The organism is Anaeromassilibacillus sp. An200 (assembly GCF_002160025.1).
GTDB classification, from domain to species: domain Bacteria; phylum Bacillota; class Clostridia; order Oscillospirales; family Acutalibacteraceae; genus Caccousia; species Caccousia stercoris.
Map to the genome: position 1 here is coordinate 73,353 of NZ_NFJU01000002.1, position 19,324 is coordinate 92,676.

Annotated in this window: 14 protein-coding genes; 10 read left to right on the forward strand and 4 right to left on the reverse strand. The window is 59.1% G+C overall.

Features of this window, described 5'->3' with window-relative positions:
* Positions 1–16 precede the first annotated feature (16 nt).
* Positions 17–1,264 carry an MFS transporter gene (locus B5F35_RS01505; RefSeq protein ID WP_162611291.1) on the reverse strand — a complete coding sequence of 416 codons (1,248 nt, stop codon included), beginning with the start codon at positions 1,262–1,264 and terminating at the stop codon, positions 17–19.
* Between the two features lie 519 nt (positions 1,265–1,783).
* Positions 1,784–2,590 carry a DUF7674 family protein gene (locus tag B5F35_RS01510; protein WP_087237380.1) on the reverse strand — a complete coding sequence of 269 codons (807 nt, stop codon included), beginning with the start codon at positions 2,588–2,590 and terminating at the stop codon, positions 1,784–1,786.
* A gap of 294 nt (positions 2,591–2,884) precedes the next feature.
* Here B5F35_RS01510 and B5F35_RS01520 point away from each other — a divergent pair, with 294 nt between their 5' ends.
* The 6 genes from B5F35_RS01520 (at position 2,885) to B5F35_RS01545 (ending at position 8,783) form a co-directional block, all read left to right on the forward strand.
* Positions 2,885–3,940, forward strand: coding sequence for a D-alanine--D-alanine ligase family protein (locus B5F35_RS01520; protein ID WP_087237384.1), 1,056 nt, complete (start codon positions 2,885–2,887; stop codon positions 3,938–3,940).
* A gap of 14 nt (positions 3,941–3,954) precedes the next feature.
* Positions 3,955–4,767 (forward strand): glutamate racemase, encoded by an 813-nt coding sequence (gene murI, locus B5F35_RS01525; RefSeq protein WP_087237386.1) that lies wholly within the window; start codon positions 3,955–3,957, stop codon positions 4,765–4,767.
* A 297-nt stretch (positions 4,768–5,064) separates the two neighbouring features.
* Entirely contained in the window at positions 5,065–5,325 is a 261-nt protein-coding gene (locus B5F35_RS01530) for a hypothetical protein (protein WP_087237388.1), read from the forward strand.
* Positions 5,326–5,358: 33 nt separating this feature from the next.
* On the forward strand, positions 5,359–5,865 hold the full coding sequence (locus B5F35_RS01535; protein WP_087237389.1) for a YwiB family protein: 507 nt from the start codon (positions 5,359–5,361) through the stop codon (positions 5,863–5,865).
* 22 nt (positions 5,866–5,887) lie between these two features.
* Positions 5,888–7,579: an arginine--tRNA ligase gene (argS, locus tag B5F35_RS01540; protein ID WP_087237390.1), complete on the forward strand. Its 1,692-nt coding sequence runs from the start codon at positions 5,888–5,890 to the stop codon at positions 7,577–7,579.
* 22 nt (positions 7,580–7,601) lie between these two features.
* Positions 7,602–8,783: a homocysteine S-methyltransferase family protein gene (locus B5F35_RS01545; RefSeq protein WP_087237392.1), complete on the forward strand. Its 1,182-nt coding sequence runs from the start codon at positions 7,602–7,604 to the stop codon at positions 8,781–8,783.
* A gap of 64 nt (positions 8,784–8,847) precedes the next feature.
* Here the strand turns inward: B5F35_RS01545 and B5F35_RS01550 are convergent, their stop codons facing one another.
* On the reverse strand, positions 8,848–11,928 hold the full coding sequence (locus B5F35_RS01550) for a bifunctional diguanylate cyclase/phosphodiesterase (protein ID WP_162611292.1): 3,081 nt from the start codon (positions 11,926–11,928) through the stop codon (positions 8,848–8,850).
* A gap of 316 nt (positions 11,929–12,244) precedes the next feature.
* Here B5F35_RS01550 and B5F35_RS01560 point away from each other — a divergent pair, with 316 nt between their 5' ends.
* The 3 genes from B5F35_RS01560 to B5F35_RS01570 all read left to right on the forward strand — a co-directional run bounded on the left by B5F35_RS01560 (position 12,245) and on the right by B5F35_RS01570 (position 15,324).
* Positions 12,245–13,366 (forward strand): SLC13 family permease, encoded by a 1,122-nt coding sequence (locus B5F35_RS01560; protein ID WP_087237398.1) that lies wholly within the window; start codon positions 12,245–12,247, stop codon positions 13,364–13,366.
* Between the two features lie 257 nt (positions 13,367–13,623).
* A complete protein-coding gene (locus tag B5F35_RS01565) occupies positions 13,624–14,724 on the forward strand; it encodes an NCS2 family permease (RefSeq protein ID WP_242969357.1) in 1,101 nt (366 codons plus the stop codon).
* 51 nt (positions 14,725–14,775) lie between these two features.
* Positions 14,776–15,324, forward strand: coding sequence for a phosphoribosyltransferase family protein (locus B5F35_RS01570; RefSeq protein ID WP_087237400.1), 549 nt, complete (start codon positions 14,776–14,778; stop codon positions 15,322–15,324).
* A gap of 60 nt (positions 15,325–15,384) precedes the next feature.
* Here B5F35_RS01570 and B5F35_RS01575 read toward each other — a convergent pair whose 3' ends face one another.
* The gene (locus B5F35_RS01575) at positions 15,385–17,457 is read right to left on the reverse strand and encodes an elongation factor G (RefSeq protein ID WP_087237402.1); all 2,073 of its coding nucleotides are present in this window, start codon (positions 17,455–17,457) and stop codon (positions 15,385–15,387) included.
* 462 nt (positions 17,458–17,919) lie between these two features.
* Here B5F35_RS01575 and B5F35_RS01580 point away from each other — a divergent pair, with 462 nt between their 5' ends.
* Complete coding sequence (locus tag B5F35_RS01580) at positions 17,920–19,227, forward strand: H(+)/Cl(-) exchange transporter ClcA (RefSeq protein ID WP_162611293.1); 1,308 nt, start codon at positions 17,920–17,922, stop codon at positions 19,225–19,227.
* Positions 19,228–19,324 lie beyond the last annotated feature (97 nt).

A 19,324-nucleotide genomic window follows, 5' to 3' on the forward strand; every position in this document is an offset into this window, starting at 1 on the left:
CAAGCGATTTTCCCCGTCATTTCGCCGGTTTTTCGGCGCTTTTGCGCATGCGGGGCAGACAGAGCAAGAGGCCGCAGGCAATCAAAACAGAACAGAAAAGGAACAAAGCCGGAAGATTCATCCACCCCGCCAGCACGCCCGCCGCGGCGGAGAACACGGGGGTTGCCAGTGAGGAAACGGAGGAAAAGAGGGTGGTGGTTCGCGCCATATAGCGCTGTTCCGTGTTTTCCATCAGCTCAATCCCAAGCCCCGTTGCCAGAAATCCCGCCGCAAATCCGTATAAGAGATACGCCAGCACAAGGAGAAGGGAGAATGCGGGGCCGCGATCGCCAAAATGGCCGAACCACGCAAGAGAGCCGTACAGCACACCGAGATACAGGAAGGAAAGCAGATAAAGGAAGCGATCCCGGATCCGCGTTCTAAGAGCCGGATAGATGACGCCCCCCACAAACATCCCGACGGAGAGCGCTATGTTCAGCAGCGACAGAAAGCCCGCTTCCCGGTGAAACACCTCCACGACCGCGGCGGTTTGCAGCGAATCGAGAGGGGCCATGGCCGCGTTTGCCAGCAACGCCACGACAATCACATGCACAAGAACCGGGCTGTTTTTCATATAGAACAGGCCGTCCTTGAAGATTTGAAGGCTGTTGGACTGCCGGAGCGCGGCCGATACCTCTTCCCGGTGCCGGATCAGAAGCATCAGGCCGATGGAAATCACAAAGGATATCACATCGATCAGCAGGGCGGCGCTGACCCCCAGCCGACCAATCACAAAGCCGCCCGCGGCTGTTCCCGCTATCTCTGCGGCCGTGGACACGATGACGTTCAGCACCAGGCTGCGATCGAGCAGTTCCTTTCCGGGAAGCTGTGTGATAAAGGAATTGCTTGCCGGCATGCGGAAGGCTTCCGCTGTCGAGATCAGAAAGGTGAAGGAAAACAGGATCGGCAAAGACAGCTTTCCCGCAAGCAGGAGCCCCATCAGCGCCGCAACCAGCGCGCAGCGGATCGCATCGCAGAGAAGAATGACTTTTTTCTTTTCGTATTTCTCTACGATTGCCCCCGACAACGGAAGAAAAAAGACGGATGGGATCTTGTTGACCGCAAACACAATCGCCGCCCACATGCCTTCGCCCGTAAACGCATAGACCAGCCAGGAAAAGGCCAGCGTGTCAACGGCGTCTCCAAAGCGGTTGACCAGGTTGGAAGAAAGCAAAAACCGGTATTTCTTTTGCCGCAGTACATCGCGGTAGGTTGGGGCGTTCATGCGTCTCGCTCCTCCTGACTTTTCATTCATTTTTCTGATTTTTTCTTTTTGGCTCAGGCCGCGGAGGCCCCCCATTTCTTGCCGCCAAGAAATGGGGGAAAGAACCGCGAGGGGCTTTGCCCCTTCGAACCCCTTTGATCTCCTACGCAAGCCTTGCGCCCCCTCTCCCTGGGAGCGGCCGGCTTGCGGCACAAGGCCGCCAAACGCCGGCTGGCAACAGAACAACTCGCAATCTTCGATTGCGAAACTGTTCCTGTGCGTTGGGGTTACGGCTCTACGGAAGAATACAGGCGAAGCGTAAAAATTACACCCCAGCTGAAAATTACAGCCAACCTTCCGCGTTAATCCGTGAGAACAGCGCGGGCCGCACAGCAAGCCCCCTCTGCGACGTGAGATCGCAGAGGGGGCGATGTGTTTCCCCATGGTTCGCCGCGGGACGCGGCGTGCGCGACTTGCGTGCAGGCTCAGCCTGCCGGCGTGCGCGACTTGCGTGCAGGCTTAGCCTTGGGCTCAGCCTTGTCAGCGGGCACCCTGATTATTCTTGAGGGCTTCGGCGACGACGCGGGACTGCTTTTTGACCTTTTCGGGCTTGACCTTCTTGCCGCGCATTTTCAGACCGGCCTTGTAGCCCTTCTGCATGTCGTCGGAGAAATGCGGCACGAGCTTTTCCTTCACGGCAGTCTCGTCCAGGCCGTTAAGCAGCACCATTGTGAGGATGGCGCGCACGTCGAAATCACCGTTTTCATACAGATCGTTGCACAGCTCCGCCAGTCTCTGCACCGGCTGGCTTTCGGGCGCGCTGGAGGAAAGCGTTCCCTGCACACGCGGCAGGATGTGGGCGCGCGTGAACGCAATCGGCCGCACCGTCGCATATGTCGAACGCTCGTCAATCAGATCCATGCGCAGCTCGGGGTAAATGTTCGCGAAGCGGTTGAACATAAAGACCGGGTCGGCGTTGTTTTCCTCGTTCTTGGAACGCTTTTTCTTCGCAGTCTGCAAGGCCGCAACACGCTTCGGGCCCTCCACCGTTTCGCAGAAATCATTGATAATGCTTTCCACGTCGGCGTCCTCACCCTCCTGCGGGTCATAAAGCCAGCTTGAAATGCTCTTCCAGTTCTTGTCCGGGCCGTCATCCGTCATTGCGCATGTTTTCAGCTCAATGCGTTTCGTTTTCATCGTATACATGACGGCATAGGCGAGATTTTCTCCCGCGAAAACCTCCATCCGCACGCCGTCCTCGGGCTCGGCAGCTATGCGCTTGAATTCCTGCTTTTCCAGCGCTTCGCCCAGCTTGCTCACAATCAAATCAAATGCCTTCTGCTCCAATGGTATCATCACTCCGTGTCGTGTTATTCCGCATATCCAGCGCCCGTTCGGGCGGCCGCCGCACGTCGCGGCGCATCATTTTACCTATTATACTATAGCTTTCCCCGTTTGTCACGCAGATTCTGCGCAATGCCCTGCTTTCTTTGTGCCCGAAGCATTGCGCGCCCGCACCGTTTGTGGTAAGATAGAATTTCAGACGGAACCGCCCCGCCGCGCATCTTCGCCCGGGGGGATTCATAAAGATAAAACAGGGCGCGCACCGCGCTCAAATAACGAAATGTGAGGCTTTTCGACATGAAAAAGACCATCGCCGTCCTGTTTGGCGGCTGCTCGTCCGAGCACGAGATTTCGCGGCTCTCCGCCGCTACCGTCCTGCGCAATCTTTCCCGCGAAGCCTATGAGCCTGTGGCCGTGGGCATCACCAAGGAGGGAGCCTGGTTTTTGACCGAAGCTTCCCCCGAAGAGATCGAAAAGGGGACCTGGGAAAAGCACCCCTCCAACCGGCAGGCGTTCCTCACCCCTGACCGCACCGTGCACGGCCTGTTCCTGCCCGCTTCCGGCGACACCCTGCGCCTGGACGTGGTGATCCCCGCGCTGCACGGCAAAAACGGCGAGGACGGCACGGTACAGGGGCTTTTGCAGCTCTCCGGCATCCCGTTTGTGGGCTGCGCCGCACTGGCCTCCGCCGTGTGCATGGATAAAGCCGTCTCCCACACGCTGCTGGCTTCCGCCGGAATCGGGCAGGCGCGCTACCTGTGGTTCTACGCTTCCGACTACGAGGAGCAGCAGGCTTCCGTGCGCGAGCGCATTGCCGCCGACCTGGGCGGCTACCCCGTCTTTGTCAAGCCCGCCAACGCCGGATCCTCCGTGGGCGTGAGCCGTGTGGATCGCGGCGACGATCTTGACGCCGCCGTTGCGAAGGCCGCGCACGAGGACTGGCGCGTGGTGATCGAGGAATGTATCACCGGGCGTGAGGTGGAATGTGCCGTGCTCGGCAACGAAAAGCCCGAAGCCGCGCTGGTGGGCGAGATCGCCGCTTCCGCGACCTTTTACGATTACGATGATAAATATGTAAACGGCACTTCCCAGCTCTACATCCCCGCGCGCCTGTCGCCGCAGGTCATCGACGAGATCCGCCGCACCGCCTGCCGCGCCTACCGCCTCCTCGGCTGCGAGGGTCTGGCTCGCGTTGACTTCTTCGTGCGCAACGAAACGGAAGTCATCCTCAACGAGCTGAACACGCTGCCGGGCTTTACCTCCATCAGCATGTACCCGAAGCTGTGGGAGGCCTGCGGCCTTTCCTGCTCCGCTCTGCTTGACCGGCTGATCGCGCTCGCCTTTGAGCGGTGAAGGGAGGCGGGCGCATGGATCCCAGGCCCATCGGCGTGTTTGACTCCGGCCTCGGCGGCCTGACCGCCGTGCGCCAGCTCACCGCCGGGATGCCGAATGAAACAATCGTCTATTTCGGCGACACCGGCCGCGTGCCCTACGGCTCGCGCAGCCGCGACACCATCCGCCGCTACGCCCGGCAGGACGCGGCCTTCCTGCTCTCGCAGAACGTAAAAATGGTCATCGCGGCGTGCGGCACGGTCAGCTCCGTGGCCGCCGACCTTGGAGAGACGCTCCCCGTTCCCTTCCTCGGCGTGCTCGATCCCACAGCACGCGCGGCTGCCGCCGCCACCCGCTCCGGGAAGATCGGCGTCATCGGTACCACGGCGACCATCCGAAGCGGCTCCTACCGCCGCGCCCTCGCCGTCCTCGACCCCACCCTCCAGGTATTTGACACAGACTGCCCACTTTTTGTGCCGCTGGTGGAAAACGGCTTCCTCGCAGAGGACGATCCCATCCCGCGCCTGACGGCGGAGCGCTACCTGGCTCCGCTGATCGAAGCGGGAGTCGACACGCTGATTCTCGGCTGCACACATTACCCGCTGCTGGAACCCGTCATCCGCCGGGTGATGGGGGAAAACGTAGCCCTCATTGACTCCGGGCGCGAGACGGCGCTGGCCTGCCGTGAGTTTCTTCTCGAAAACGATCTCGCGGCTCCACGGGAACAGCAAGGCTCGCGGCGGTTCTACGTCAGTGACCGCACGGAGGGGTTTGCGGGGATTGCGACGCTGCTGCTGGGCGGGAGTCTGGATGGAACGGTGGAGCATATTGATATTGAAAGCTACTAGCTGAAAAAGAGCAAAAACTGGAAGTTTTCGCTCAAGCCTTTTTCAAAAGGCTTGCAGGGGTGAAGGGGGCGGCGCCCCCTTCAAACAACCGTGCGAAGCCACAGAAAAGCCAGGAAAAAGAGCGAAGCGATTTTTTCCGGACCTCCAGCACGAATTCCAAAACGACATCCGAACAATGTCCATTCGCAAATAAACTTGGCAATGGAATGAATACATTCCACATTTCTCCTTCTGCTTATGATAGAATAAGCCAGTTTATCCGGGAGAATTCCCCGGCTGTGAAAAGGGGGAGAAAAAGTGGAACAAAAGGACAGACAGAAACGAATCGCCAAGCTGCAATCCTTAATACAGGAGCTTTCTCCGAAAGAGCGGGACGCTGTCATCTGGCTCATTCGTCATTTCCGTGTGGCAATGGAGCTGGTGAAATCAGAGCGCATGGAGCCCGATGAATGGGAAGCCTCTCTGCACCGTGCCATTGAGTCGGACGACGCTCTTATGAAAATACTGCTTCTTTACCATAAAATCTATTGGGAAGAACAAGATGAAATAAAACCTTAGATTACGCAAAGCGCGCGGGCGCGGAGGTATCAAATGGAGGAAAATTATCTGATCTCCATCCTTGGGAGACAGGTCGTGAACGGGGAGCCGGAGGAGATCGAGGTGACGACCTTCGGCCAATACTCGGAAAAGAACGGAAAACGGTACATCATGTACCGGGAATACGAGGATTCCGTGCCATCCTCAAAGGCGCGCACTTCCATCCTCAAGGTGGAGGAAGGCCGCGTGACGCTTCTGCGATCGGGCGGGGATGAGACGCGGCTGGTGCTGGAGCACGGCAGACGGCATTTGTGCCGCTATGATACAGGCTTCGGCGCGATGACAGTGGGCGTATACACCCACGAGATGAAGAACGAGCTCGGGGACGATGGAGGCCGCCTGTCGGTGCGCTACACGCTCGACGTGAATTCGGCGCTCGCCAGCGTGAACGAGATTCTCGTCACCGTCCGCCCGGCTGGTGAAAAGCAGGATCCCGCACCCGGCCCGGAAACCCCGGACGCCGCCGCGGATTCAAAGACAGAAGAAAATCAGGAAAACTAACAGAAAGGCGTGAACCAAAACCATGTCAAAGCTGGTACAACAAGCCACCCAGGAACTCAGAACCGCGATCGAGGCCGCCATGCGCGCCGCCATCGAGGACGGCTCTCTGCCGCAGGCGGATCTGCCCGCCTTTACGCTGGAGGTCCCCGCCGACCGAAGCCACGGCGACTGGGCCTGCAACGCGGCCATGGCGGGCGCTCGCGCCTTCCGTCAGGCTCCGCGCAAAATTGCGGAGTCCATTGCCTCCCACCTCGATCTGGCCCCCACCTATTTTGACCGGTGCGAGATTGCCGGGCCGGGCTTCCTCAACTTCTTTTTGAACCCGCGCTTTTACGCCGACGTTCTGCGCGACGTGGAAGCTTTGGGCAAAGACTACGGCCGCAGCGATTACGGCAAGGGCGAAAAGGTGATGGTGGAATTTGTTTCCGCTAACCCGACCGGCCCGATGCACATGGGCAACGCGCGCGGCGGCGCGCTGGGCGACTGCCTGGCGGCTGTGCTGGACGCGGCAGGCTACGACGTGTGGCGTGAATTCTACGTCAACGACGCGGGCAACCAGATTGAGAAATTCGGTATTTCGCTGGAAGCGCGCTACCTGCAAATCCTCCAGGGCGAGGACGCGGTAGAATTTCCGGAGGACGGTTATCACGGCGACGACATCCGGGAGCATGCGCAGAATTATGTCAATGAGCACGGCGACGGCCTGCTCTCCGTGTCCCCCGAGGAGCGCCGCGCGGCGCTGGTGCAGTACGCGCTGCCGAAGAACATCGCCCGGATGCAGCGCGATCTGGAAAAGTACCGGATCCAGTATGACAAATGGTTCCTGGAAAGCACGCTGCACGAGGACGGCGAGGTGATGGAGATCGTCGACATCCTCACCAAAAAGGGCCTGACGTATGAGAAAGAGGGCGCGGTGTGGTACCGCGCGACTGATTTCGGCGCGGAGAAGGACGAGGTGCTGATCCGCCAGAACGGCAACCCGACGTATTTTACCGCCGACATCGCCTACCACCGCAACAAGTTCAACCGCGGCTTCACCCGCTGCATCGACGTGTGGGGCGCGGATCACCACGGCCATGTGGCGCGTATGAAGGGCGCGATGGACGCGGTGGGCCTGGATGGCTCGAAGCTTGACGTGGTGCTGATCCAGCTGGTGCGCCTGGTGCGCGCCGGGGAAGTGGTGCGCATGAGCAAGCGCAGCGGTAAGGCGATCCAGCTTGCGGATCTGCTCGACGAGGTGCCGATCGACGCGGCGCGCTTCCTGTTCAACATGCGCGAGGCCAACACGCAGATGGACTTCGACCTGGATCTGGCCGTGCAGGAGGATTCCCAGAACCCGGTGTACTATGTGCAGTACGCTCACGCGCGGATTTGCAGCCTGTTCCAGAAGCTGGCGGGCGAAGGGCTGACGCTACGCCCGTGCACCAGCGAGGAGCTGGCGCTGCTCAGCGCGCCGGAGGAGATCGAGCTGCTGCGGCATATCGCGTCGTACACCGACGAGATTGTGGCGGCGGCGCGCGGCTATGACCCGGCCCGTATCACGCGGTACGTCATCACGCTGGCGAACCTCTTCCACAGCTTCTACAACGCCTGCCGCATCGGCGGCGAGGAGGATTCCCTGGCGCATGCGCGCTTGCAGCTGTGCTCCGCGGTGCTCACCGTGATCCGCAACGTGCTCGGCATGTTCAAGATCACCGCGCCCGAGCGGATGTAAGCCGCGCGGGGGAGAAAAAACCATGAGAAAGCCGCCGTTTTCCCTGCCGTTCCTGCCGGACGGCGTTTCCGCCGCCCAGATGCACGATGCGGGGATGGAGGAAGGGGAGTGTCCCGCGCTCTGGGCACTGGAGCATCCCGACTTCATCCGCGCGCAGACGGAGCGTTTCCGCCGCGCGGGAGCGATGGCCCTTCTGGCCCCGACGCTCACGGCAAACCGGGAAATCCTTTCGCGGTTCGGGCTGGCCGATCGTGTGCGGGAGCTCAACGAAAGCGTCCTGCGCCTGACGGCGGAGAACGCGGGAGATTTGCCGGTGGGCGCGCGGATCGGGCCGTCCGGGATTGCGTTTTCGTATGAGGAAGCCGACCGATTCGACGACATTTTCACCCTCTACCGCGAGCAGGTGCGCGCGCTGGAGGATGCGGGGGCGTCGTTCCTGCTGGTGGAGCGGCAGACCTCACTGGCGGACATGCGGGCGGCCATGTTGGCGGCGCGGCTGACGGATCTTCCCGTCATCGTGACCATGATGCCGGATCCCTTCGGGGAGACGGTGGAATTTTTGACCGCTTTGATCATCTTGCAGGCGATGGGGGCGGATGCGTTCGGGGTGGACAACATTTCCGCCGCCGACATGGAGGAGCTTCTGCGCGAGGCTCTGGCGCATGCGGAAATTCCGCTGGCGGCGCGGCTCTCCGTGCCGCACGCGATGTCCCCGCTGGACTTTGCACGGGATACGGCGCGGCTGGCGCAGGCGGGGGCCTGCGTGCTTGGCGCGGGCTCCGGCGCACGCCCGGAATACACGGCGGCGCTTGCGTCGAGCGCCCTGTGCTTCCCCCTGCCGGATGAAAGGGAAGCGGACAGCCATGCGGCGGCATCCCCGGACGGTGTGTTTTTCCTTGGGGACGATCTGGAGCTGAGCGAACCGCTCTTGTGCACCTCGCATCTGGACGACGATCTCATTGAGCTGGAGCACGGCTCCGCCAACGCGGCCCTGGTGCGGGTGGAATCCATTGACGACGCGCTTCTGCTCGCGGAGCACGGCCCGATGGCGCGCCTGCCGCTGGCCGTGTGGGCGGACTCTCTGCCTGTTCTGGAAGCGGCTCTGCGGTATTTCCAGGGACGTCTGATTGTCGATTCCAGTTCCCCGCTGGAGGAGAATGTGCTCGCCTCGCTGGCAGCGAAATATGGTGCGCTGCTGTACTGATGTATCAAAAAAGCCCTCCGGCTCAGCCGCTATGATGCTGAGCTGGAGGGCTTTTTCTGTTTTCTCAGGCACCCTTGCTATCAGAGTCATCTCTCTTCTGATCCGCAAGCACGCCATAAAGCGCGTCGATTTCCAGAGGGTAATAATGGTAATAGCCCTGAATCATGTCACAGCCGGACTCCCTGATCAGGATGTTCTGACCCTCGGTTTCCACTCCCTCCATGCACACCTTTTTTCCAAACCGGTGGCAGGCATAGACGATGCTGTAAATAAAATTCATCTTATCCACGGATTGTGCCATTTCCTTCAGCAGCGAGCGATCCAGCTTCACGATGCTTGTCGGATACTGCAAAAGCATCCGCAGGGAGGAATAACCGCTGCCGAAATCGTCGAGAGCGATCCGGATCCCCAGACGGCTGCATGTTTCCACAAAGTGAATCAGCTTTTCGGGCTGTTCATCCATGCAGCTTTCCGTCATCTCCGCGGCCAGACGGGATCCGTCGACCTTATATTTTTGAAGCACCTCTTCCATGAAATCCGGAAAGGTTTCGTCCGTCATCTGCTGCAGGCTGACGTTAAACGTGAGATAAAAATCCGGCGAATAGGACACCAGACGCATACAGGTGCATACGGCCTGTTCAAACACCCATCTGCCCACCAGATTGATCATATTGTCCTTCTCCAGCATGGCGACAAATACATCCGGAGAAACGTCCCTGTCCCGGAACTTCCATCGGAGCAGCATTTCCCCGCCCACAATCTCCCCGGTCTGTGCGGAGACAACGGGCTGCACCACCACGCGGAAATTTTTCATACCGTGCAGCACATCATGGCTGAGCGCAAGCGCCATATTCGACATGTACCGCACCTTGGAAATATTCTCCTCGGAATATTCCACCGTCTCGCTGTTCACGTCGTGCTTGGCGATGCGCAGAAGCGAAACAAGCTGTTCCATAAAGTCGGCGGGCAGCAGGCTGGCAAGCGGATACTCCATCATCGCAAACGAACATGGCTGCGGGACAACGATCCCCATCAGGCGGTACCATTCCCCGACGATCTCCCGGATCTGCTGCACAAGCTTTTTGCGCTGTCCCTCATAGGGGAACTCCACAAGCGCCGCGCAGCGCATCCCCTCCAGCCGGTAGAACGACACCCGATCGGTCAGCTGGTCCGTCAGGCTCTCCGTGATGGTGCGCACCAGATGGTCGCTGAACACACGCCCCCTGGTGCTGTTGATCTCGGAGATATTGTTGAAGCTGAAGGCAATGACCAGCGCCTTCTGGCCGTCCCCCTTTATCTCCTCCAGGCGGCTGAACAAAGCGGCCTCCCGGGGGAAATTCGTGACGGAATCGACCACAAACTCATCATCCTGGTGCGTAATCCGCCCGGAAAAGAAGAGCGGCGTGCTCCGTTCCTCGTTCCATTTCACAATCCCGTAGCTGCGGATCCACATGTTTTTCCCGTGCACATTGCGCACCTGGTAGCGCAGATCGTGGATCCCCCGCTTTTCACTGAGGATCGCCCTCATTTCCTTCCAGTACAGATTCCTTGCCTTATCCAGGGAAATCCTCTGCGCCCAGGCCTGAATCAGCCCCGGCACAACATTGCTTTCAAATCCGAACTCGTCGCGCATGTTGTCGGAGATATAATACAGATCCTTCTGCATATCCCCAAAGAAGAAATACCCCGTGCTGTTCTGCTGTGTCATGGATTTGAAAAGCTGCTCCATGTCATGGTAGGTCGTGCCGAGGAACTGATAAAAAACGCTCCCCGTGTCCACCGTCTTTTCGATCTCCCTGCACGGCGGTATATGGCGGTTCACTTCCTGCACCCTGTAGTTGGAAGTATAGTATTTCCGCTTATCCTCATACATCACCTTATCCGCTTCTATGATCAATGCTTCCAGATCATAGGGCGGCTGGTCCGACCATACATCCCCTATCGCGATGTGATGCTTGTCGCCCTGCACGCGCTGATGCAGCCGTTTCACCTGATGAAGAAAGCTTTCCTTGTCGCAGTTCTGGAATACGGCGACAAATTCATCCCCGCCGATGCGGTACACCCAGGGGGTGTCCAGCGTGGTGTGGATCATTTCAAAGCAATATTGGATCAGCTGATCGCCGACACTGTGTCCCAATGCGTCGTTGGTCTGCTTTAATCCTGTGATATCACAGTACACAATTCCCACGGAATGCAGGTTTTGAAACGCTTCGCTGTGTTCAAACATCGCATTGCGGTTGTAAGCACCCGTGAGCGGATCATGAAAGCTGAGCGTGTTCAGGTGGCGGAGCAGATCCCGGCGGCGAAGCAGCGCCACGATGAAGTAACCGATCACCTTGATCAGCGGAGCAACCAGCATCATCATATCCTCATTCGGGTTATCCACCCCGAGGAAGCCCACCACACTGTTTTCATTGAAAATCGGCCCTGCCACCAGGCGGGAAATATCCTGCGGCTTTAAGATGGCATAGGTGGTCGGATACTGATCGCGGATATCCTCGAGCGAATAGATCGTGACGAGCTCATTTCTCTCAAAGCGCTCATACCACCAGTTCACACTTTCCATCGGAAGCTTTTGCAGAATCTCCTTCTGCTGCGACACATCGTCCGCACACCATTCATAGGTATTGCTCACAAATCCGTTCTGGGATTCAAAGATATACACGCGGTCGCACTCAAAGGTTTTGCCTATGTATTCCAGCATCATGTGCAGGGATGCTTCCGGATCCGTGGTGGAAAAAATCCGCTGCAAACACTCATTCAAAATGCTCTCACTGCGCGCGTAATAATACGGCACATTGCACACCACTTCGGAATCCACGTCAATGGCCAATTCCAGGCGGTAGCTTTTATTTTCACATTCAATCAGGCTGTCTTTGATCAGAAAGCGTTTCCCCAAAACCGGATTGCTGTGCACCCAGGAAATGAATCTTCCTTTTTCCAGGACCGAGTTGGTACAGAAGGAGCAGGGCTCGTCGCATCCCTGCAGCACCTTGTAGCACTTTTTCCCCACATACTTTTCCTGATTTTTATAGCCGAGAGATTCCCGGAGCTTTCGATTCATATAAACAATCTCATATGTTTCGGGATCGGAAACGTAAACCAGCTCATCAAATTCTTCAAAAAAATCCCAGAGAAAAGCCATCGATTTCCTCCTCCTGCGGCCGTCCATCACTGCCTTTTTTGTCTATTCAAAGTGGAAATCCATGCGTTCCACCGAAAATTTCCATCTGTTTCCATCCATCCTATACAAATTCAGTGTACTATTTGCAATCTTAAATTGCAAGCATTTTTTGTATAAAAATGTAAAATAACTTCTGCTGATAATTGTAAAAATATCAAAAACCACAAGCAGCGTCTGTTCACTTTCTCTCATCTTAAACCAAGCTGCCATCTTGAAAACAGCACCCTTTTGTGCTATAATCCTCCCCGTTGCCAAACGAGGAAAGAGGAGAATACACATGTTAAAACGCTGCATGGGAAAAGGAATCCAATTTTTCAAAGCAGACCTCGTTTTTACCATTTCGCTGCTGCTCGCACTTTTGTCCATGCTTTTTGTCCCGCCGAACCCGGGCTATTTAAATTATCTCGATTACAGCGTGCTGGCCACGCTTTTCTGCCTGATGTGCGTGGTGGCAGGCTTTCGGAAAAGCGGGCTGCTTTCCTGGATCTCCCGCCATGTCCTGCGCCTGGCGCGGCATGCGCGCACCGTTTCGCTGCTGTTTGTTCTGCTGTGCTTTTTCTGCGCGATGCTTCTGACAAACGATGTGTGCCTGACGGCTTTTGTCCCGCTCACGCTGGTGGTGCTGCACGGCTCATCGCCCCTTCGGATTGCCTGGGTCGTGGCGCTGGAGACAACCGCCGCCAACCTGGGAAGCATGCTGACTCCCATCGGAAACCCTCAGAACCTTTACTTATATGCCCACTACCAGATGGAGCCCGCCGCCTTTTTCTCCGCGGTAGCTCCGGTCTGCGCGGTCAGCTTTGTGATCCTCTTCGGCTGCGTGTTCCTCTCGGGACGCGGCAAGCCGCTGGAAGCGCCGGGAGAGGATGCCCCCCTGCAAAAGCGGCGTCTGGGCCTGCATCTGGTGCTGTTCGCCCTCTGCCTGCTCACCGTCCTGCGCGTGCTGGATTACCGGGTGAGCTTCCTTCTGGTGCTCGCGGCGCTGCTTGTTCTGGACCGGGAGATCCTTCCCGCCGTCGACTACCGGCTGCTCGGCACCTTCGCGGCCTTTTTCATCCTTGTGGGAAATCTCGGCTCGATCGGCGCGGTGCGTTCGTTCCTTGCGGAGCTGATGCAGGGCCGGGAGCTTCTCGTTTCCGTACTGGTCAGCCAGGTGACAAGCAATGTCCCGGCGGCCATTATGCTCTCCGGCTTCACGGAGAACGGGCGCGCGCTCCTGCTCGGCACGAACATCGGCGGGCTCGGTACGCTGGTGGCCTCGCTGGCCAGCCTGATCTCGTACCGTCTGTATCTTGGCGGGGAGAAGGCGCGGCCCGGTCTGTATCTGGGCATCTTCACCGCCCTGAATGTCTGCCTGCTTCTGATCCTGACGCCTTTTGCTTCCGCCGTGTGCCTTTGAGTGCGCGGCGGTTTTTTCTCCTGTTTTTATATTGCATCAGGAGACCGGTTTATTGCACGTTTTCCTCTCTTATGTGAAATTTTTCACAGAGACTGTCCCGGCTTCTTTCCTGTCCTTTTCGACGGATTTTGTCTTTTCTCTTGCTTTTTTGCTCTTTTTCCACTATCATGAGAACAGCAGAGCATCTGGGAGCGCACCCCCGGCTTTTTGCCGGTGGGGCGTTTCTTTTTGTTTGCCCTCAAAAAAGAGAAAGGGTGTTGATTTTGGAAATCCTGCAAGACATTCTCGCGGCAATCGGTGTAGTGCTCAACGGCATCCCCCAGGGCCTTCTCGCGCTGACCTACGGTTTCGCGTCCGTTCCGACGGCGATCGGCTTCGCGGTGGGCGCCGTCTCCTGCGGCGCGCTGAACTCGGTGGCCCCGATCTCCTTCCAGGCGGAAACGATCGTCATGGCCGGCAGCATGGGCAAGACGCGCCGGGAGCGTCTCTCGATGGTCATGTTCGGCGGCCTGATTATGGTCGTGCTGGGCCTGACAGGCGCGCTGTCCGCGATCACCTCCTTTGCCGGGGATGCGATTGTCCACGCCATGATGGCGGGCGTCGGCTTCGTGCTGGTGCGCACGGCCTTCGGCATGGTGAAGGAAAACCAGATCGCCGGATGGGTGTCCGTGGCCTCCGCCGTGCTCATCTATCTCGTGACCAAGTATCTGGATCCCTCCAACGCGCTGGTTTATACCATTGTCGGCTCCCTGATTATTTCCAGCGTGGCCGCGAAGATCGCAGGCCAGAAGCTGGGGGAAAACGCTGTGGCGGAGCAGATGTGCCGCCTGCGCCTGGAAAAGCCCACGATGAACCTGAACGTGGCGCGCGGCGCGCTCTCGCTGGCCTGCCTGACAATCGGCGCGAACATTGCGTTCGGCAACATCACGAGCGGCATGTCCGGCGGCGAATTGAACGTTGACCATCTCACGGTGTATTCCGGCCTTGCGGACGCGCTGAGCTCCCTCTTCGGCGGCGGCCCTGTGGAGGCCATCATCTCCGCGACGGGCGCGGCCCCGCACGCGGTGCTCTCCGGCGTCATCATGATGGCGGCTATGGCCCTGATCCTCTTCTTCGGCCTGCTGCCGAAGATCGGCAAGTTTGTGCCGAGCCAGTCCATCGCGGGCTTCCTGTTTATCCTGGGCGCGTTTGTGACAATCCCGGGAGACGGCGCGGCGGCCTTTGCCACCGGGGAAGCCGGCGGCTCCGTGATCGCTGCCGTGACCATGGCGGTCACCGCTGTGTTTGACCCGTTCTTCGGCATGCTGGCGGGCATTGTGCTCAAGCTGATCATCGGCGCGACGGGACTCGCCCTGTAAGGCGAACGTCGCCCACAACCCATACGCAATATCAGGAAAGGCGGAAAGAATATGGAACAGCAGTATTACACTCTCGAAGTGGCGGGCCTGACCCGTCAGCTTCCCATTATGCAGGTCTCCGAAAACCTGTGCATTGCCAGCTTTGTGATCCTCGGGGACTGTGAGCTGGTCACAAAGGCCGCCCCGCTGCTTGAGAAAAAGCTGCCGGAGGTCGACTACATCGTGACGGCTGAGGCCAAGGGCATCCCGCTCGTCAATGAGCTGTGCCGCCTGCGCAATCTGCCGTATTACATCGTGGCCCGCAAGAGCGTAAAGCCCTACATGAGCCACCCGATCACCGACGAGGTGGTATCCATCACCACCCAGAAGGCCCAGACGCTCTGCCTGGACGGCAAGGACGCCCTGCTGCTCAAGGGCAAGCGCGTCGCCATTGTCGACGACGTGATCTCCACGGGGGAATCCCTGCTCGCCATTGAGCGCCTGGCGGAGAAAGCGGGCGGCAACATCGTGGCCCGCGCCGCTATCCTCGCGGAGGGAGACGCCGCCAAGCGCGACGACATCCTTTTCCTCGAGCCCCTGCCGCTCTTCCCCATCGGCTGAGTCCGCACGAAAAAAGGCCTCTTGCGATACGAAATCGCAAGAGGCCTTTTTTCATCTGTTTTATTCGATTTCGCCGGCAGCCTTCGCGTCCTCGATGACCTTCTGGGCCACCATCGCGGGAGCTTCCTCGTAACGCACAAAATCAAACTGGTAGCTTCCGCGTCCCTGCGTCACCTGGCGCATGTAGGTGGAGAAGTCCGCCATCTCCGCCATGGGAACCTCGGCGTCGATCGTCTGATAGCCTTCCTTGGCAGGGTTCATGCCGAGCACACGGCCGCGGCGCTTATTGATCTCGCCCATGATATCGCCCATGTTGGCATCCGGCACCGTCGCGCTCAGCGCGCCGATGGGCTCAAGCAGCACGGGGGACGCCTGCGGCATACCGGCCTTGTAAGCCAGGGAAGCCGCCGTCTTGAACGCCATTTCAGAGGAGTCCACCGGGTGATACGAGCCGTCATACAGTGTGGCGCGCAGGCCAACCACCGGATATCCGGCCAGAGGGCCCTTCACGATGCACTCACGCAGTCCCTTCTCAACCGCCGGGAAAAAGTTCTTCGGCACGGAACCGCCGACGACGCGCTCCCCGAACTCCAGGCCCTCGCTGTCGCAGGGCTCAAACTCGATCCACACGTCACCGAACTGGCCGTGGCCGCCTGTCTGCTTCTTGTGACGGCCCTGCACCTGCACCTTCTTGCGGATCGTCTCACGGTACGGCACACGCGGCTTCTGCAGCGTCACGTCTACGCCGAACTTGCTCTTGAGCTTGGAGACAATCACATCCAGATGCTGCTCGCCCAGGCCGGAAATGACCATCTGATGCGTCTCGGCGTTTGTGGCGAACTTGATGGTCGGATCCTCTTCCACCAGACGGAAGATGCCCTGCGCCACCTTGTCCTCCTCGCCCTTGGTCTTGGGGGCGATCGCCATGGACAGCGTCGGGGACGGATAGCTGACGCCCTCGAGCGTCACCTTGCGCGTGGGAGCGCACAGCGTGTCGCCCGTGTTCGCGCCGGAGAGCTTAAGCACCGCGCCGATATCACCCGCGCCGATGAAGCCCGCGTCCTCCTGCTTCTTGCCGCGCATCACGACCACCTTGCCGATGCGCTCCGTGTTGCCCGTGCGCATGTTGACCAGCTGGGAGTCCGGCGCAACCTTGCCGGAAATGACCTTGATATAGGAAACCTTGCCCACAAAGGGGTCGGCAACGGTCTTGAACACGAGGGCGGCGGTCGCGCCGTCCGGGTTTACGGAGATCTCCACGGGATCGCCGTTGATGTCCGCGCCGATCTCGCCCGCCTTCTCCTCAGCGGAGGGCGCGAGCCACGTCAGGCCGTCCAGGAACTGCTCCATGCCGCGCATGAGGATTGCGTCGCCGCAGAACACAGGGGTGATCGCGCCGCTCTTGACGCCCTTGCTCACGCCGACGATAACCTCCTCAGGCGTAAAGGGCTCGCCGGAGAAGTATTTCTCAAACATTTCGTCGCTTGTCTCGGCCACAGCCTCATAGATAGCCGTGCGCAGGCCTTCGAGACGATCGCCCATGTCGGGCATCTTGACCTCGACGGGCTTGCCGCCGGAATAGTCGTATGCCTTATATTCCAGAATGTTCACATAGATATCGGCCTTGCCGTCCACGATGTACGGAACAACCACGGGGCAGGTGGAGGGGCCGAAATGGCTCTTGAGATCCTCAAACACACGGTAGAAGCGGGCGTCCTCGTCCGCCAGGCCGTTGACGAAGAAAATCTTCGACAGGCCGCGCGCGGAAGCCGCGTCATATGCCTTCTCGGTGCCCACGGCCACGCCGTCCTTGCCGGAAACCGCGATCAGAACGGAATCGGCGGCGCGGATGGATTCGCACAGGCCGCCCTCAAAGTCGAACAGGCCCGGCGCGTCGAGCAGGTTGATCTTGCTGTTTCTCCACTCCAGCGGAGCCACGGCGGCGGAGACGGAAGCCTTGCGGCGGATCTCCTCGGGATCGCTGTCGCAGACGGTGTTGCCCTCGCTGACCTTGCCGCGGCGATCGGTCGCTCCGGAGAGATAGAGCATCGCTTCCGCGATGGATGTCTTTCCGGAGCCGCTATGGCCTGCCAGCGCTATGTTGAAAATATTCTTGGCCGGATATTGTTTCATCTCGAAGTTCCCCTTTCAGCTTTTTGTGCTCGGACTCAGGAGCACGCCTTTCCCGCAGGCGGCGAAAAGTAAAGGGCGTCCGGACACGGGGAACCCACGGTTCTCTGCAAGCAACGGTATCTGCTGCGCCGAAGCTGCCGGGAAGCTTCCCCCGCGCTCCGTCTTGCGGCTCCTCGCTGTTTGCGAAAAATCCGTCAATGTCTCCGTTTTCAGATACGCCCTGTACAATCTATCCAATATGTAATCCGAATTTATCCCTATTATAGCGCAGAGAGACGAGAAAGGCAAGCGGCAAAGAAGAATTTTTCACAACTCCCCTCCAATTCCTTGCGCCAAATTTTATGAAGTTCCGACAAGAAGCCCTGGTTTTTGACCCAGTGCACAGGCCCTATCCCTTTTCTTGCCGCCATGCCGGAAAGAAGGTATAATAAGGAAAAAGAGCCGGACGGGGAGGAATCGGACATGAATGAGCGCGCGGGTCTATGGGCGCGGTTTACAGAAAGCAGGGCATTTCTGCCCTGCGCAGGGTTTGCGGCGGGAATTCTTGCGGGAGGCGTTTCGGTACTGTACCGCCTGAGCCTTCAGTTTGCCTCGGATACGCTGGGACACTCTCTCACGTTTATCCGGAAAAACGCGGGATGGACGGCGGTCTGGTTCCTGGTTTTGATTGCGCTGGCCGGGCTGACCTCTCTCCTGGTGCGCCGCCAGCCGCTGATCGGGGGCAGCGGGATCCCACAGCTGGAATGTGAGCTGCACGGCAAAATCAAAAGCTCCTGGCTCTCCGTGCTGCTGTGCAAGTTCGCGGGCGGCTTTCTGTGCATGCTGGGAGGGCTGTCGCTTGGCCGGGAAGGGCCGTCGATCCAGCTGGGCGCCATGGCGGGAAAAGGATTCTCCCGTTTCCTGCGGCGCGGCGGCGAGGAGGAGCGCGTCCTGATCAGCTGCGGAGCCAGCGCGGGGCTGGCGGCGGCCTTTCACGCTCCCGCGGCGGGCGTGCTGTTCTGCCTGGAGGAGCTTCATCACACCTTCACGCCCCGGCTCCTTCTGCCGCTGATGACGGCTGTGCTCTCGGCGGATCTTCTCTCCGTACAGGTGTTCGGCGTGGGGCCGGTGTTCCAGTTTGCTCCCCAGACGGATTTTACGCCGGTGCTTTATCTTCTGGTCGTGCCGCTGGGGCTTCTGCTCGGCGTGCTTGGCGCGTTCTACAACGCCGCCACGATGGCTGTGGTCCGCTTTTTGCAGGACAAGAGCGGCCTTCCGGTTTTTGTCCGCCTGCTCATCCCCTTCCTCATGGCGGGAATCCTGGCGCTGTGCGCCCCCTCTCTGCTCGGCTCCGGCCACAATCTGGTGGAACAGGCGGCGGCGGGAGACTATATGCTGGAAATCCTGCTGCTCCTGCTGGTGGGAAAATTCCTCTTTTCCCTTCTCAGCTTCGGCTCCGGCGCGCCGGGCGGGATCTTTTTCCCTCTGCTCGTCCTCGGCGCTCTGATCGGATGCTCCTACGGCGTGTGCGCGGTGGAGCTTTTCGGGCTGGAAAAAGATCTGATCGCCGCGTTCCTGCTGCTCGGTATGGCGGGCAATTTCGCGGCGATTGTCCGCGCACCCTTCACCGGGGCCATCCTTCTTTTTGAGATGACAGGCTCCGTCCACACACTGCTCCCTCTGCTCGCCGTCTCCCTCATCGCCTGCGCCACCGCCGACGCCCTGCGCAGCGCACCGATCTATGATTCCCTCGCCGCCCGGCTTAACGCCGGTCGGCGGTCTGAAGCATAATTTTGCGGGCTTCGCCCGGAAAATTACGCTTCAGCGGCTGAGTGCTATCCGCAATTCCATGTAGAGCCGTACCCCAACGCACGAGAACAGTTTCGCA

Excerpts from the sequence above, each read along its gene's own strand:
- B5F35_RS01560 (WP_087237398.1), top strand. The coding sequence starts at position 12,245 with ATGTTAAAACGCTGCATGGGAAAAGGAATCCAATTTTTCAAAGCAGAC.
- B5F35_RS01575 (WP_087237402.1), bottom strand. The coding sequence starts at position 17,457 with ATGAAACAATATCCGGCCAAGAATATTTTCAACATAGCGCTGGCAGGC.
- B5F35_RS01580 (WP_162611293.1), top strand. The coding sequence starts at position 17,920 with ATGAATGAGCGCGCGGGTCTATGGGCGCGGTTTACAGAAAGCAGGGCA.
- B5F35_RS01505 (WP_162611291.1), bottom strand. The coding sequence starts at position 1,264 with ATGAACGCCCCAACCTACCGCGATGTACTGCGGCAAAAGAAATACCGG.
- B5F35_RS01520 (WP_087237384.1), top strand. The coding sequence starts at position 2,885 with ATGAAAAAGACCATCGCCGTCCTGTTTGGCGGCTGCTCGTCCGAGCAC.
- argS (WP_087237390.1), top strand. The coding sequence starts at position 5,888 with ATGTCAAAGCTGGTACAACAAGCCACCCAGGAACTCAGAACCGCGATC.
- murI (WP_087237386.1), top strand. The coding sequence starts at position 3,955 with ATGGATCCCAGGCCCATCGGCGTGTTTGACTCCGGCCTCGGCGGCCTG.
- B5F35_RS01545 (WP_087237392.1), top strand. The coding sequence starts at position 7,602 with ATGAGAAAGCCGCCGTTTTCCCTGCCGTTCCTGCCGGACGGCGTTTCC.
- B5F35_RS01570 (WP_087237400.1), top strand. The coding sequence starts at position 14,776 with ATGGAACAGCAGTATTACACTCTCGAAGTGGCGGGCCTGACCCGTCAG.
- B5F35_RS01535 (WP_087237389.1), top strand. The coding sequence starts at position 5,359 with ATGGAGGAAAATTATCTGATCTCCATCCTTGGGAGACAGGTCGTGAAC.
- B5F35_RS01550 (WP_162611292.1), bottom strand. The coding sequence starts at position 11,928 with ATGGCTTTTCTCTGGGATTTTTTTGAAGAATTTGATGAGCTGGTTTAC.